Source organism: Herbiconiux moechotypicola (assembly GCF_024979255.1).
Taxonomy (GTDB): domain Bacteria; phylum Actinomycetota; class Actinomycetes; order Actinomycetales; family Microbacteriaceae; genus Herbiconiux; species Herbiconiux moechotypicola.
Window position 1 is genome coordinate 277587 of record NZ_JANLCN010000002.1, and the last position, 12851, is coordinate 290437.

15 protein-coding genes are annotated in these 12851 nt (G+C 69.9%); 8 read left to right on the plus strand and 7 right to left on the minus strand.

Annotated elements, in window-relative coordinates:
* Positions 1-10: 10 nt before the first annotated feature.
* The 3 genes from N1031_RS04005 to N1031_RS04015 are packed head-to-tail and all read right to left on the minus strand — an operon-like array spanning position 11 to position 3180.
* On the minus strand, positions 11-1087 hold the full coding sequence (locus tag N1031_RS04005; RefSeq protein ID WP_259478297.1) for an inositol-3-phosphate synthase: 1077 nt from the start codon (positions 1085-1087) through the stop codon (positions 11-13).
* Positions 1088-1144: 57 nt separating this feature from the next.
* Positions 1145-1981, minus strand: a complete 837-nt coding sequence (locus N1031_RS04010; protein ID WP_259478298.1) for a PIG-L family deacetylase — start codon at positions 1979-1981, stop codon at positions 1145-1147.
* Complete coding sequence (locus N1031_RS04015) at positions 1978-3180, minus strand: glycosyltransferase (RefSeq protein ID WP_259478299.1); 1203 nt, start codon at positions 3178-3180, stop codon at positions 1978-1980. Before N1031_RS04015 ends, N1031_RS04010 begins: the two co-directional genes overlap by 4 nt.
* Positions 3181-3321: 141 nt before the next feature.
* On the opposite strand from N1031_RS04015, the gene rpsF reads away from it, so the two are divergent.
* The 5 genes from rpsF to dnaB all read left to right on the plus strand — a co-directional run bounded on the left by rpsF (position 3322) and on the right by dnaB (position 6756).
* A complete protein-coding gene (gene rpsF, locus N1031_RS04020; RefSeq protein WP_375163609.1) occupies positions 3322-3747 on the plus strand; it encodes a 30S ribosomal protein S6 in 426 nt (141 codons plus the stop codon).
* Positions 3748-3752: 5 nt separating this feature from the next.
* A complete protein-coding gene (locus N1031_RS04025; protein ID WP_259478301.1) occupies positions 3753-4268 on the plus strand; it encodes a single-stranded DNA-binding protein in 516 nt (171 codons plus the stop codon).
* Between the two features lie 33 nt (positions 4269-4301).
* Positions 4302-4565, plus strand: a complete 264-nt coding sequence (gene rpsR / locus N1031_RS04030) for a 30S ribosomal protein S18 (protein WP_022895757.1) — start codon at positions 4302-4304, stop codon at positions 4563-4565.
* 11 nt (positions 4566-4576) lie between these two features.
* Entirely contained in the window at positions 4577-5029 is a 453-nt protein-coding gene (gene rplI / locus N1031_RS04035) for a 50S ribosomal protein L9 (protein WP_259478302.1), read from the plus strand.
* Between the two features lie 341 nt (positions 5030-5370).
* Positions 5371-6756: a replicative DNA helicase gene (dnaB, locus tag N1031_RS04040; RefSeq protein ID WP_259478303.1), complete on the plus strand. Its 1386-nt coding sequence runs from the start codon at positions 5371-5373 to the stop codon at positions 6754-6756.
* A 31-nt stretch (positions 6757-6787) separates the two neighbouring features.
* On the opposite strand, the gene N1031_RS04045 is transcribed toward dnaB, so the two are convergent.
* On the minus strand, positions 6788-7351 hold the full coding sequence (locus tag N1031_RS04045) for a DEAD/DEAH box helicase family protein (protein ID WP_259478304.1): 564 nt from the start codon (positions 7349-7351) through the stop codon (positions 6788-6790).
* Positions 7352-7360: 9 nt separating this feature from the next.
* Entirely contained in the window at positions 7361-7858 is a 498-nt protein-coding gene (locus N1031_RS04050) for a MarR family winged helix-turn-helix transcriptional regulator (RefSeq protein ID WP_259478305.1), read from the minus strand.
* Between the two features lie 45 nt (positions 7859-7903).
* Here N1031_RS04050 and N1031_RS04055 point away from each other — a divergent pair, with 45 nt between their 5' ends.
* From N1031_RS04055 to N1031_RS04065, 3 genes are read left to right on the plus strand one after another with little or no spacing between them, the layout of a single operon-like run.
* Entirely contained in the window at positions 7904-10024 is a 2121-nt protein-coding gene (locus N1031_RS04055; protein WP_259478306.1) for an MMPL family transporter, read from the plus strand.
* Complete coding sequence (locus N1031_RS04060; protein ID WP_259478307.1) at positions 10021-10599, plus strand: hypothetical protein; 579 nt, start codon at positions 10021-10023, stop codon at positions 10597-10599. Before N1031_RS04055 ends, N1031_RS04060 begins: the two co-directional genes overlap by 4 nt.
* A complete protein-coding gene (locus N1031_RS04065; RefSeq protein ID WP_259478308.1) occupies positions 10596-10844 on the plus strand; it encodes a hypothetical protein in 249 nt (82 codons plus the stop codon). The genes N1031_RS04060 and N1031_RS04065 overlap by 4 nt, the downstream gene beginning before the upstream one ends.
* 33 nt (positions 10845-10877) lie before the next feature.
* Here N1031_RS04065 and purB read toward each other — a convergent pair whose 3' ends face one another.
* The gene (gene purB / locus N1031_RS04070; RefSeq protein ID WP_259478309.1) at positions 10878-12260 is read right to left on the minus strand and encodes an adenylosuccinate lyase; all 1383 of its coding nucleotides are present in this window, start codon (positions 12258-12260) and stop codon (positions 10878-10880) included.
* 48 nt (positions 12261-12308) lie between these two features.
* Positions 12309-12839 carry a low molecular weight protein-tyrosine-phosphatase gene (locus N1031_RS04075; protein WP_259478310.1) on the minus strand — a complete coding sequence of 177 codons (531 nt, stop codon included), beginning with the start codon at positions 12837-12839 and terminating at the stop codon, positions 12309-12311.
* Positions 12840-12851 lie beyond the last annotated feature (12 nt).

A 12851-nucleotide genomic window follows, 5' to 3' on the forward strand; every position in this document is an offset into this window, starting at 1 on the left:
CCAGTGCACCTCAGGCGGGCGAGTTCGCCGCGATGAACTCCTCGAGCTCGGCGCGGGCCACGTCGTCGGGGAGCTGCTTGGCCGGGGACTTCATGAAGTAGGCGCTGGCCGACTCGACAGGGCCGCCGAGCCCAGCGTCGAGCGCGAGCTTCGCGGCGCGCACGGCGTCGATGATGACACCCGCGGAGTTCGGCGAGTCCCATACCTCGAGCTTGTACTCCAGGCTCATCGGGGCACCGCCGAAGCCGTGACCCTCCAGGCGCACGAAGGCGAACTTGCGGTCGTCGAGCCACGGCACGTGGTCGCTCGGGCCGACGTGCACGTCGTGGGCGGGCAGGTCGATTTCGATGTTCGAGGTGACCGCCTGCGTCTTCGAGATCTTCTTCGAGGTCAGGCGCCGGCGCTCCAGCATGTTCTTGAAGTCCATGTTGCCGCCGACGTTGAGCTGGTAGGTGCGGTCGATTCGGATGCCGCGGCTCTCCAGCAGGCGGGCGAGCACGCGGTGGGTGATGGTGGCGCCGACCTGGCTCTTGATGTCGTCGCCCACGATCGGCAGGCCCGCCTCGGTGAACTTCGCCGCCCAGACCGGGTCGGAGGCGATGAACACGGGGATGGCGTTGACGAACGCGACCCCTGCATCGAGGGCCGCCTGGGCGTAGTGCTTGGCGGCCTCGTCGCTGCCGACGGGCAGGTAGCACACGAGCACCTCGGCCCCGCTGGCGCGGAGGGCGGCCGCCACGTCGACGGGCTCGGCGGCCGACTCCTCGATCATGTCGACGTAGTACTCCCCCAGGCCGTCGAGCGTCGGGCCGCGCTGCACGGTCACGCCGGTGGGGGCGACCTCGGCGAAGCGCAGCGTGTTGTTCTCGCTGGCCCAGATGGCGTCGGCGAGGTCTGCACCCACCTTGGCCGCATCGACGTCGAAGGCCGCCACGAACTCCAGGTCGCCCACGTGGTAGGGGCCGAAGCGGGTGTGCATGAGGCCGGGGATCGCTTCGGACTCGTCGGCGTCGGCGTAGTAGCTGACACCCTGGATCAGGGAGTTGGCGCAGTTTCCCACGCCGGCGATAGCGACCTTGATGCTCATCGGGCGGTGTTCCTCTTGTACGGGCTGATGCTGGTTCGTTGTCGAAACCTAACGATCCTATCCATCGGCCGGTCGCCGGTACCGTTCGACGACGCCGATCGCGTGCCGTTGGCCGCCGCTCAGCACGAAGTCGCCCGTGGCGTCGTCGAGCGTGAGCTGGGTGGCGTGCGCCGCCATCGCCCGGGCCTTGAGCGCGGTGAAGGGCCCGAGCTCGAGGGTGACCTCGCCGGCGAGGTCGCTCGGGTCTGAGGCCGGGTCGGGCTGCACCCGGGGCTCCACGATCGCGTAGAAGGGGACGCCGAACTCGCGGGCGGCCTGGCGCGCGGCGGTATGACTGCGCACGTGGTCGGGGTGCCCGTAGCCGCCGATGGCGTCGTAGCTCACGATCGAGGTGACCGCGGGGGCGAGTGCACGGATGCCCGCGATGAGGTCGGCGGCCACCTCGTCGAGCGGTGCCAGGCTGAGCGCCTCGGGTGGTGCGTCGTCGGCGGGGGCGGCGAGACCGTCGTCTCGCCAGCGCATTCCGGAATCGGCATACAGGCGCTCCGTGAGGCCGGCACGGGCCGGTGCCGTGCCCAGGAACAGCTGTGTGAGGGTGCCCGTCGCCGTCGGCGGGGCCAGGGCGGCGACGGCGGCCTGGAGTTCGCGCACGCGGTGCGGGCCGAGCTCAGGGGTTCCCTCAAGGGGGTGCAGCGGGCCCGGGACGACCTCGCCCCGCTCGCCGCGAGTACCGGTGACGAGCAGCACCTGGGCACCCGCCTGCACCAGGGCGGCCAGGGCGCCGCCGGTGGAGATGGACTCGTCGTCGGGGTGGGCGTGCACGAACACCGGATGCGCGCCGAACGCCGCGAGGGCGAGGGCACCCGGGTCGTGGGGCGGGAGGGGGACGGTCATGGTGCCTCCGGATGAGTGGGCGTGGCGAGGAGTGCTTCGTAGTGCCGGAGGGTGTCCGCCGCCACAGCGGACCAGGAACGGCGGGCCCCGAACGCCTGCGCCGTGCGGCTCAGCTCGCGCAGCCGGGACGGGTGGTCGAGGAGTCGGCCGATCGCGGCGGCCCAGAGCACCGGTTCGCGGGAGGGCAGCAGGAGGCCGCTCACCCCGTCCTCCACCGAATCGAGCAGGCCGGTGGAGCTCGCCGCCACGACGGGCGTGCCGCTGGCGGCCGCCTCCAGGGCGACGAGGCCGAAGGTCTCGGAGTGCGAGGGAACCAGGAGGAGATCCGCTCCCCGCAGCAGCTCTGCGGCCTGTTCGCGCGAGCGGGGGCCGAGGAAGTCGACCGTGTCGGCGACGCCGAGCTCGCGGGCGAGCCGTTCGAGCTCGTCGCCGTAGGCCTCGTGGCCCGGACTCACCCCGCCGGCCACCACGAGGCGCGGCCGCGCCTGCGAGGGGAGCAGCGCGAATGCGCGCAGGGCGAGGTCGACCCCCTTCAACGGCTGGATGCGCGCCAGCACGAGCAGGTACGGGCGTCGGTCGCCGCGGTGCGTGGCCGGGTCGGGGTGGAACAGCGTGGTGTCGACGCCGGGGGGCACCACGGCTACGCGCTCGGGCGACGCCTCATCGTGGTCGAGGATCGCCGAGCGCTCGGCCTCGGTGTGCGCCAGGGTGAGGTCGGAGTCGCGCACGAGCATCCGCTCGGCCTCGAGCCGCGCCGCGGGTTCGGGCCGATCGCCGGCGGCGAGGCGGGAGTTCTTCAGGGCGGCGACCGTGTGCAGGCTCAGCACGTGGGGCGCGCCCGTCGCACGCGCCACGGGGAGCCCGGCGAGCCCGGAGAGCCAGTAGTTCGAGTGCACCACGTCGAAGCGCCCGAGCCCCGCCAGAGCTCGGGCGAACTCGGGCACGAGAGGGGGCAGGGCCGACTTGGCCACGGGGGCGAGGGGCCCCGCGGCGAGCCGGTGCACCGGGGTGCCGCCGGCCGTGTGCGCCACCCGGCCCGGCGCATCCGGAGACTCCGCACGGGTCACGAGCACCGCCTCGACCCCGGATGCGGTGAGCGCGTCGGCGAGACCCACCAGCACCACGTTCATCCCGCCCGCGTCGCCCTCGCCCGGCCGGGCCAGCGGCGAGGTGTGCAGCGATACCAGTGCGAGACGCATTCTGGTAGGCTACCCAGGTTGTCTTGTGCCCTGCGGAACTCTCCGCGAGGTGCGAGACCGATGCAGAACCCTCCTGTCACAGACCGTCTGTGACCGTTCTAGTCCGAAGGAGGTGGGTTTGTGACGCATCAGTACGAACTCATGGTGATCCTCGATCCCGAGATCGACGAGCGCACCGTGGCACCGAGCCTCGACAAGTTCCTCAACGTCATCCGGGGCGCCGGTGGCACCGTCGACAAGGTCGACATCTGGGGCCGTCGTCGCCTGGCCTACGAGATCAACAAGAAGAGCGAAGGCATCTACGCCGTGGTGAACCTCACCGCGACCGCCGACTCCACCAAGGAGCTCGACCGCCAGCTGAAGCTCTCCGAGGCCGTCATGCGCACCAAGGTGCTGCGGGCCGAGGAGGCCATCGCCCAGGTCGCCGCCGCCGCGAAGCTCGCCGACGAGAAGGCCGCCCGCAAGGCCGCCAACCCGAAGGCCGCTGCTCCCGCTGCCGCCCCCGCCGCATCCGCCGCGTCGCCCGCCGCCGCCGTCAAGGCCGCGTCGGCCAAGGCCGCCGAGTAGTCGTCATGGCCGGCGAGACCGTCATCACCGTGGTGGGTAACCTCACCGCCGACCCCGAGCTGCGCTACACGCAGAACGGGCTCGCGGTCGCGAACTTCACGATCGCCTCCACCCCGCGCACCTTCGACCGTGCGGCCAACGACTGGAAGGACGGCGAAGCGCTGTTCCTCCGGGCCTCGGTGTGGCGCGAGTTCGCCGAGCACGTCGCCGGGTCGCTGACCAAGGGCAGCCGCGTCATCGCGACCGGCCGTCTGCGCCAGCGCTCCTATGAGACGCGCGAGGGCGAGAAGCGCACCGCGATCGAGCTCGAGGTCGACGAGATCGGCCCGTCGCTGCGCTACGCGACCGCCCAGGTCACCCGCGCCACCTCCGGTGGCGGCGGCTCCTTCGGGGGCGGCAACCGCGGTGGTCAGCCCGCCGTCGACGAGCCGTGGGCCGCATCCGCGCCCTCCTCGTCGGGCGGCTCGGGCGGCGACGTGTGGAACACTCCCGGCAGCTACGCCGACGACACCCCCTTCTAAACTTCTCTTCTTTCAGAACAGGAACCCAACACCATGGCTGGAAAGTCAAGCGGCGACCGCCGCAAGCCGCTCCGCGGCGCCAAGGGCGCGAAGAACGCCGCCCCGGCGAAGTCCATCCGCGTCGGGGTCATCGACTACAAAGACGTCGCGACCCTCCGCAAGTTCATCTCGGAGCGTGGAAAGATCCGCGCCCGCCGCATCACGGGTGTCTCCGTCCAGGAGCAGCGCCTCATCGCCCGTGCCGTCAAGAACGCCCGCGAGATGGCACTTCTGCCCTACGCCGGCTCGGGCCGCTAAGGAGCGTCGACATGTCTAAACTCATCCTCACCCACGAGGTGACCGGTCTCGGTGCCCCCGGCGACGTCGTCGAGGTCAAGAACGGCTTCGCCCGCAACTACCTCATCCCGAAGGGCTTCGCCGTGGCGTGGAGCCGCGGTGGCGAGAAGCAGGTCGAGCAGATCAAGGCGGCTCGCGCCGCTCGTGAGCTCGCCACCATCGAGGAGGCGCAGCACGTCAAGCAGTCCCTCGAGGCCACCACGGTGAAGCTCACCGTCAAGGCCGGTCAGGGCGGCCGTCTGTTCGGCTCGGTGAAGACCGCCGACATCGCCGCCGCCGTGTCGGAGGCCGGCATCGGCAGCCTCGACAAGCGCAAGATCGAGATCCCCACGGCCATCAAGGCCACGGGCACCCACGAGGCGATCGTGCGTCTGCGCGACGACGTCTCGGCCACCATCACCCTCCAGGTGGTCGCGGCCAAGTAGCCCATTCGACGAAGGGGTGTCAAGAGCTCTCGGGCTCTCGGCACCCCTTTTTCGCGCCGATTCTCCCCAGATCTGTGCACAGGGTGCAGTGAGTAGTTCAACATTCAAGCGATGATCGAAGGATGTGTCTACTCACAGTGTGTGGAACAGCGAAATACCCGATCAAATCAGCTTTGAAAGTTGTTGCACCGGAGTTGTTCACAGAGTAGTCCACACCTTGTGCACACGGCGCCCGGCGTTTCGCCCAGATCATCAACAGTCTTATCCACAGCCCCATTTTGAGAATGTCGGTGGTCGGCGATTTGCTTGTCGCACCACCGGATTCATGACGAGGAGACCACGTGTCGATCGCCCATCTCGGCCTCGCGGGAGACCAGCCACGCCCCGGTGACCGGGAATCCCGACCGGCCGGGGAGCGCACTCCCCCGCACGACCTCCTGGCCGAGCAGAGCGCCCTCGGCGGCATGCTGCTGAGCAAAGACGCGGTGGCCGACGTCGTCGAGGTGATGCGGGCGGTCGACTTCTACATCCCCAAGCACGAGGTCATCTTCGAGGCCGTGCTGAACCTCTACTCGCACGGCGAGCCCACCGACGTGATCGCCGTCACCGACGAGCTCACGAAGACGGGCGAACTCACCCGCGCGGGCGGGGCCGAGTACCTGCACACGCTCACGGGTCTCGTGCCCACGGCGGCGAACGCCGGCTACTACGCCTCCATCGTGGCCGAGAAGGCGGTGCTGAGGCGCCTCGTGGAGGCCGGCACGCGCATCGTGCAGATGGGTTACGCCAGTGAGGGCGAGGTGACCGACCTCGTGAACAACGCTCAGGCCGAGATCTACGCCGTCAACGGCGGGGTGGAGACCGAGGACTACGTGCCGCTCACGGTCGCGGTCACCGCGGCGATCGACGAGATCGAGGCGGCGGCGGGCAAAGACGGGCAGATGACCGGTGTGCCCACCGGCTTCGCCGATCTCGACAATCTCACGAATGGGTTCCACCCCGGCCAGATGATCATCGTCGCCGCGCGTCCGGCGCTCGGTAAGTCGACTCTCGCGCTCGACTTCTGCCGGGCGGCCTCGATCAAGAACGACATGCCGTCGATCTTCTTCTCACTCGAGATGGGGCGATCGGAGATCGCGATGCGCCTGCTCTCGGCAGAGGCATCCGTGCCCCTGCAGAGCATGCGCAAGGGGCGCATCGAGGGCCGCGACTGGACCACGCTGGCCTCCACCCGCGGCCGCATCAACGACGCCCCGTTCTACATCGACGACAGCCCCAACATGACCCTGGTCGAGATCAGGGCCAAGTGCCGCCGCCTCAAGCAGAAGGTGGGCCTCAAGCTCGTCGTCATCGACTACCTCCAGCTCATGACCAGCGGCAAGAAGGTGGAGAGCCGCCAGCAGGAGGTGTCGGAGTTCTCGCGTGCCCTCAAACTCATGGCCAAGGAGCTGCAGGTGCCCGTGATCGCCCTCTCCCAGCTCAACCGTGGTCCCGAGCAGCGCGCCGACAAGAAGCCCGCCATCAGCGATCTGCGCGAGTCGGGCTCGCTCGAGCAAGATGCCGACATGGTCATCCTGCTGCACCGCGAGGGCGCCTACGAGAAAGACAACCCGCGCGCGGGGGAGGCCGACTTCATCGTGGCCAAGCACCGCAACGGGCCCACCGCCACCATCACCGTCGGCTTCCACGGGCACTTCTCGCGCTTCGCCGACATGCCGCCGGCGTAGCCGCGCGGGCGGTCCGGCACGGAGCGCGGAGTCAGGGCGTGGAACGCCGAGAGAGGTCTCCGACGACAGCCTGGAGCATTCTCAGCCGTCGATCTCGGTCACCCGTGATCTCCATCACGGTGACGCCTTCATCGACGATGTCGTCGTCGTTCACCAGGTCGAGCAAGGCGTCGTTCATCGCATCCCGAAGCGCCGGATCTTCGTCGACTCCGATGCTGATTCCGTCAGCGGGAGCCAAGGGCAGCAGCACGACCAGGTCGACGTGGCGGAGTGCATCGCGGGTGACCTCGGCGGAGCGTGCCAGGAGCCCGGGTGACTCCGGCATGCGATCGAGTGCGTCGAATGCCAGAAGATATGCCAGAAAGTCGATCGGGCCGCGCTCGGCGATGAGGTCGCCCGGGGTCTCGGTCGGATCGAGCCGGGCCGCGGAGAGGCGGAGCTGGCGTGCGAAAGACGATGCGCCCGGACCGTCCCAGGCCTCATCGATCAGCTCGAAGGGGTCGGGCAGCACGGAGAACGCCGGATACAGCAAGGCGAAATCGGAGACGAGTGTGCTCTTGCCGCTCGCGTGCGTGCCGGATACGACGATGCGCATGTCACGACCCTAAGGCCCCTCGGCGGCGGTGCGGTAGACGGTGTCGACGGAGTGGAGGAAGCGCTCGACGGTGGCGCGCTCGGCGGGGGTGAGATCGTCGACGACGCCCGCGATGCCGGCGATCACGGGCAGGAGCAGGTCGACGGCGCGGTCGACGGATGCACGGGAGGGCACCACGACGATCTTGCGGCGATCGTGCTGGTGCGGGTGGCGCTCGGCGTGACCCAGGGCGACGAGGCGATCCACCACGAGGGTCGAGGCCGCCGTGGTGACCCCGAGGCGGAGGGCCAGTTCGCTCGGCGTGAGCGGTCCGTTCTGGATGAGGTGCTGCATCGCCGCCAGATCGGTGGGGTTCACCGCGAGGGCGGAACCCAGTTTTCGCTCGAAGGCCCGCGAGTGGGTATCGATGTCTCGCAGGGCCACGGCGATGCCGCTCGCCGGCCCCGCGCCCGAGTCGGCGAGCTCGTCGCGCGACCACGGCGCATCCGGGTTGCGGCCATGTGTCATGGATGACATGCTAAACCTCTAGGTAGTTAAGTTGCTTAGTAAGAAGTGATCAGAGAGAGCGAGGCCCACCGCACCATGCGCGCGATAGCCCGATTCATCAGCGGACGCGGCACGGCCTGGGTGGTGCTCGGCCTCTCGGTCGTGGCGATCGGGCTGCTGTTCGCGTTGCTCCCGAAGGGGTCGAGCGACTCCTACCCGGAGTCGGGGCTGCCGGACTCCAGCGAGGCCGCCCAGGTCTCGGCCCTGCTCGAACAGTTCCCGAGCGCCGACAGCACCGCAGCCATCCTGGTCTACGACCGCGGTGGCGACGCCCTCACCGACGCCGACAAGGCCGCCGTCACGGCCAGCGCCGAGGCCCTCGCGAGCGACTCGATCGCCCCGCAGGCCGTCGTGCCCCAGTTCAGCGACGACGGCACCGCCGCCCTCGTCGCCGTGCCGCTGGACGCGGCCGAGGTCGACGACGACGTGCAGGCCGCGGCGGAGCGCATCCGCACCACCGCCGCCGACGGCCTCCCCGACGGCCTCACCGCGCTGCTCACCGGCCCGCTCGGCTTCCAGGCCGACATCGGCAACGCCTTCGCCGGAGCCGACTTCCGCCTGCTGCTGGTCACCGTGATCGTGGTGGCGGTGCTGCTCATCATCACCTACCGCAGCCCCGTGCTCTGGATCGTGCCACTCGCCGTGGTCGGCACGGCCGACGGTCTCGCCCGCATCGTGGTGACCAGCCTCGCCGAACCCCTCGGCATCACCGTCGACGCCTCCATCGCGGGCATCCTCTCGGTGCTCGTGTTCGGCGCGGGCACCAACTACGCCCTGCTGCTCGTGGCCCGCTACCGCGAAGAGCTCACCCGGGTCGACGACCGGCACCGCGCCATGCTCACCGCCGTCACGAGTGCCGGGCCGGCCATCGCCGCGAGCGGCGGCACCGTCGCGCTCAGCCTGCTCACGCTGCTCTTCGCCCAGCTGGCGGGCAACCGCGCGCTCGGCGTGGCCTGCGCCATCGGCGTCGCCATCGCCGTGCTCTTCGCGCTCATCGTGCTGCCCGCCGCCCTCGTGGTGTGCGGCCGTGGCCTGTTCTGGCCGTTCATCCCGCGAGTCCAGAAGGATGCTGGGGTAGGCACCGAGCACAAGGGCGTCTGGATGCGCCTCGGCCGCGGCGTGCAGCGGCGCCCGGCCGTCGTCGCCGTCGTCGCGACCCTCGGCATCGCCGCTCTGGCGCTCGGCCTGAACGGCGGGCGGGTCGGACTCTCCCAGACCGACCAGCTCATCGGCGACCCCGACTCGGTGGTGGCCCAGCGCATCGTCGACGAGGCCTTCGGGGCCGGACTCACCGGCCAGACGGTCGTGCTCACCCCCGACGCCGCGGTCGCCGACGCGACAGCGCTCGCCGACGGCGTCGACGGCGTGGTGTCGGTGCGCGCCGGCGAGAGCCACGACGGGCTCACCCGGCTCGACCTCACCCTCGACGCCGAGCCGCAGAGCGACGAGGCCTTCACCCTCATCCAGACGCTGCGCACCGACTATGCGTCCTCGCCCGCCCCCCTCGACCAGACCCTGGTGGGCGGCAACGACGCGACCGCCCTCGACGAGAACACGGCGGCCGCAGCCGACCAGGCGCTCATCATCCCGCTCATCCTGGCGATCGTGTTCCTCATCCTGGCCCTGCTGCTGCGCTCCCTCGTGGCGCCGGTGCTGCTCATCGCGAGCGTGCTGGCCACCTTCTTCGCGAGCCTCGGCGCCTCGAACCTCATCTTCCAGAACCTGATGGGCTTCCCCGCCTTCGATGCGAACGTGGTGCTCTTCGCCTTCCTCTTCCTGGTGGCGCTGGGGGTGGACTACAACATCTTCCTCACGACGCGGGCGCGCGAGGAGACCGTCGCCCACGGCACCCGGGAGGGCATGGTGCGCGCGCTGAGCTCGACCGGCGGGGTCATCACGAGCGCCGGCATCCTGCTCGCGGCGGTGTTCGCGGTGCTGGGGGTGCTGCCCGTGGTGGCGCTCACGCAGATCGGCGTGATCGTGTGCATCGGCGTGCTGCTCGACACCCTCGTGGTGCGCACGGTGCTCGTGCCCTCGCTGGTGTTCCTCACCGGCGACGCCTTCTGGTGGCCCTCCCACCCCGCGCGGCGGGGCTCCCAGGCGAGGGGCAATAAACTGGAGGCGTGACCGACGCAACCCGAACCCTCCCGCGGTCGCCCTACTGGGGCGTCCCGGTGGCGAGGGCCATCCCCTTCATCGTGACGGCGCTGGTCATCACCTTCACCTCGAACCACTCCGCGCAGGTGGGGCTTCTGGCCTACGGGGTCTTCGCGATCGTCTCGGGCGTGATCGTGGGGGCGCTGTCCTGGCGCTACGTCGTCGAAAAGCCCGTGCGGGTCGCCTTCGTCATCCAGGGCGCCTCCGGAGTCGTGTTCGGTGCGCTGGCCCTCGTCATGAACGGCGGCGGGCTCGGCTTCCTGCTCTTCTGCGCCACCATGAACTCGGCCATCAGCGGCTTTCTCGAGCTCTACGTGGGGCTCCGCACCACCAAGAACCCGGCCTCGCGCGACTGGGCCATCGTCGGCGCACTCACGGTCGTGTTCGCCCTGGTGCTCATCTTCTTCCCCACCGACCCGGTGTTCGTGGTCGGCATGCTCGGGGCCTACGGCGCGATCGTGGGGCTGTTCCTCGTGATCGCGGGCCTGTCGCTGCGCTGGGGCACCCAGGCGGCACCGGCCGTGCGAAGTGGAAAGGCATCGTGAACCAACCCTCGAGGCGCGACCGGCTGAAGCCCGTCGAACTTCTCGTCCTGTCCGGCATCCTCTCGCTCTTCGTGGGCCTGGTGGTGCTCTTCACCACGCGCGAAATCGTGCTCTCGCTCATCTTCTTCGGCCTGGCGTTCATCGTGACGCTGGTGGTGATGGCGATGTTCTCGCTCTCGATCAAGCCGAACGAGATCGAGCAGCACGAGATCGACGACGACGAGCTGCCGCCGCCGTCGCACTAGCCCGCGGGCGGCGGTGCCGACGGCGGGCGTGGGCTACAGGATGTGCTCCACGAGCTGCGAGGCCAGTCCGGTGTAGCCGGCGGGCGTGAGCGCCACCAGCCGGGCCTTCGCCTCGTCGCCGATGTCGAGCCCCTGCACGAACTCCACCAGCTCGGCCTGTCCGATGCGGCGGCCCCGCGTGAGCTCCTTGAGCAGCGCGTACGGGTCGACGATCGACGAGCGGCCGGCCGTCACCTCGGCGCGCACCACCGTCTGGATGGCCTCGCCGAGCACCTCCCAGTTGGCGTCGAGGTCTCGGGCCAGCGCGTCTTCGTTGAGCGCGATCTGCCCGAGCCCGCCGCGGATGTTGTCGAGCGCGAGCACCGAGTGCCCGAGCGCCACCCCGATGTTGCGCTGGGCGCTCGAGTCGGTGAGGTCGCGCTGCAGCCGCGAGGTGACCAGCGTGGAGGCGAGCGAGTCGAGCAGCGCGCTGGAGAGCTCGAGGTTGGCCTCGGCGTTCTCGAACCGGATGGGGTTCACCTTGTGCGGCATGGTCGACGACCCCGTCGCGCCGGCGACCGGGATCTGGGTGAAGTACCCGATCGAGATGTAGGTCCACACGTCGGTGCAGAGGTTGTGCAGGATGCGGTTGGCGTGGCTGATGCGGGAGTACAGCTCCGCCTGCCAGTCGTGCGACTCGATCTGGGTGGTGAGCGGGTTCCACTCGAGCCCCAGCGAGGTGACGAAGCCGCGCGAGACCGCCTGCCAGTCGACCGCCGGGTCGGCCACGAGGTCGGCGGCGAAGGTGCCGGTGGCGCCCGAGAACTTGCCGAGGTACTCGGTGCCCTCGATCTGCGCCTTCACGCGCTCGAGCCGGTGCACGTTCACCGCGAGCTCCTTGCCCATGGTGGTGGGCGTGGCGGGCTGGCCGTGCGTGTGCGCGAGCATCGGCACGTCGCGGTAGAGCACGGCCTGGCGGCGCAGCTCGTCGATGACGGCCGTGAAGGCGGGCAGCCACACCTCGGTGACGGCCGAGCGGATGGTGAGCGCATAGGAGAGGTTGTTGATGTCCTCGCTCGTGCACCCGAAGTGGGTGAGCTCGCCGATGGCGGTGAGACCGAGCTCGTCGAGCCGGCGACGCACGTAGTACTCCACCGCCTTCACGTCGTGCTTGGTGGTGGCCTCGAACGCCGCGATCTCGTCGATGTCGGCCTGACCGAACTCCTGCACCACCGCGCGCAGCCGCCGGGCGAGCTCGGCGTCGAGCGGCTCGGAGCCGATAAGCGAGTGGTCGGTGAGGTAGAGCAGCCAGTCGATCTCCACGTGCACCCGCGCGCGGTTGAGGCCGGCCTCGGAGAGGAACTCGCCGATCTCGCCGACGGCGGGGCGGTAGCGGCCGTCGAGAGGGCTGATGGGCTGAGGGGGCAGGGGAGGCATGGCGTTCTTTCGGGGCGGCGGGGCGGGGTGTCGGATGCGGGGCGCGGTTCAGAGCACGGGCGTGCTGCGGCGGAAGGCGGGTTCGAGCTGACGGAACAGGGCCCGGCAGGAGTGCTCCACCATCGCCAGCACCGAGTCGAACATGGCCTCGTCGGAGTAGTAGGGGTCGGGCACGTCGGAGCGGCCGGCGTAGTCGGCGTCGAAGCCGAGCAGCAGGCGCACCTTCTGCCGGTCGTCGTCGGAGCGGGCCCACGAGCGCAGTACCCGCTCGTGGCTGCGGTCGAGCGCGATCACGAGATCGAGCGAGTCGAACCACGAGGCGTCGAACTGACGGGCGCGGTGCCCAGAACCGTCGAAGCCCTGCCGCTCGAGGGCGGAGACGGTGCGCGGGTCGGCGTGCTCGCCCACGTGCCACTCCCCCGTGCCGGCCGAGGTGACCACGACGCGGTCGGAGAGCCCGGCCTTCTCGACCAGGTCGCGCAGCACGATCTCGGCCATCGGGGAGCGGCAGATGTTGCCGGTGCACACCATGCAGATGCGGAACGCCTGATCCTGCGGCTCGGCGGGGTCTGACGTCATGGCATCCATTGT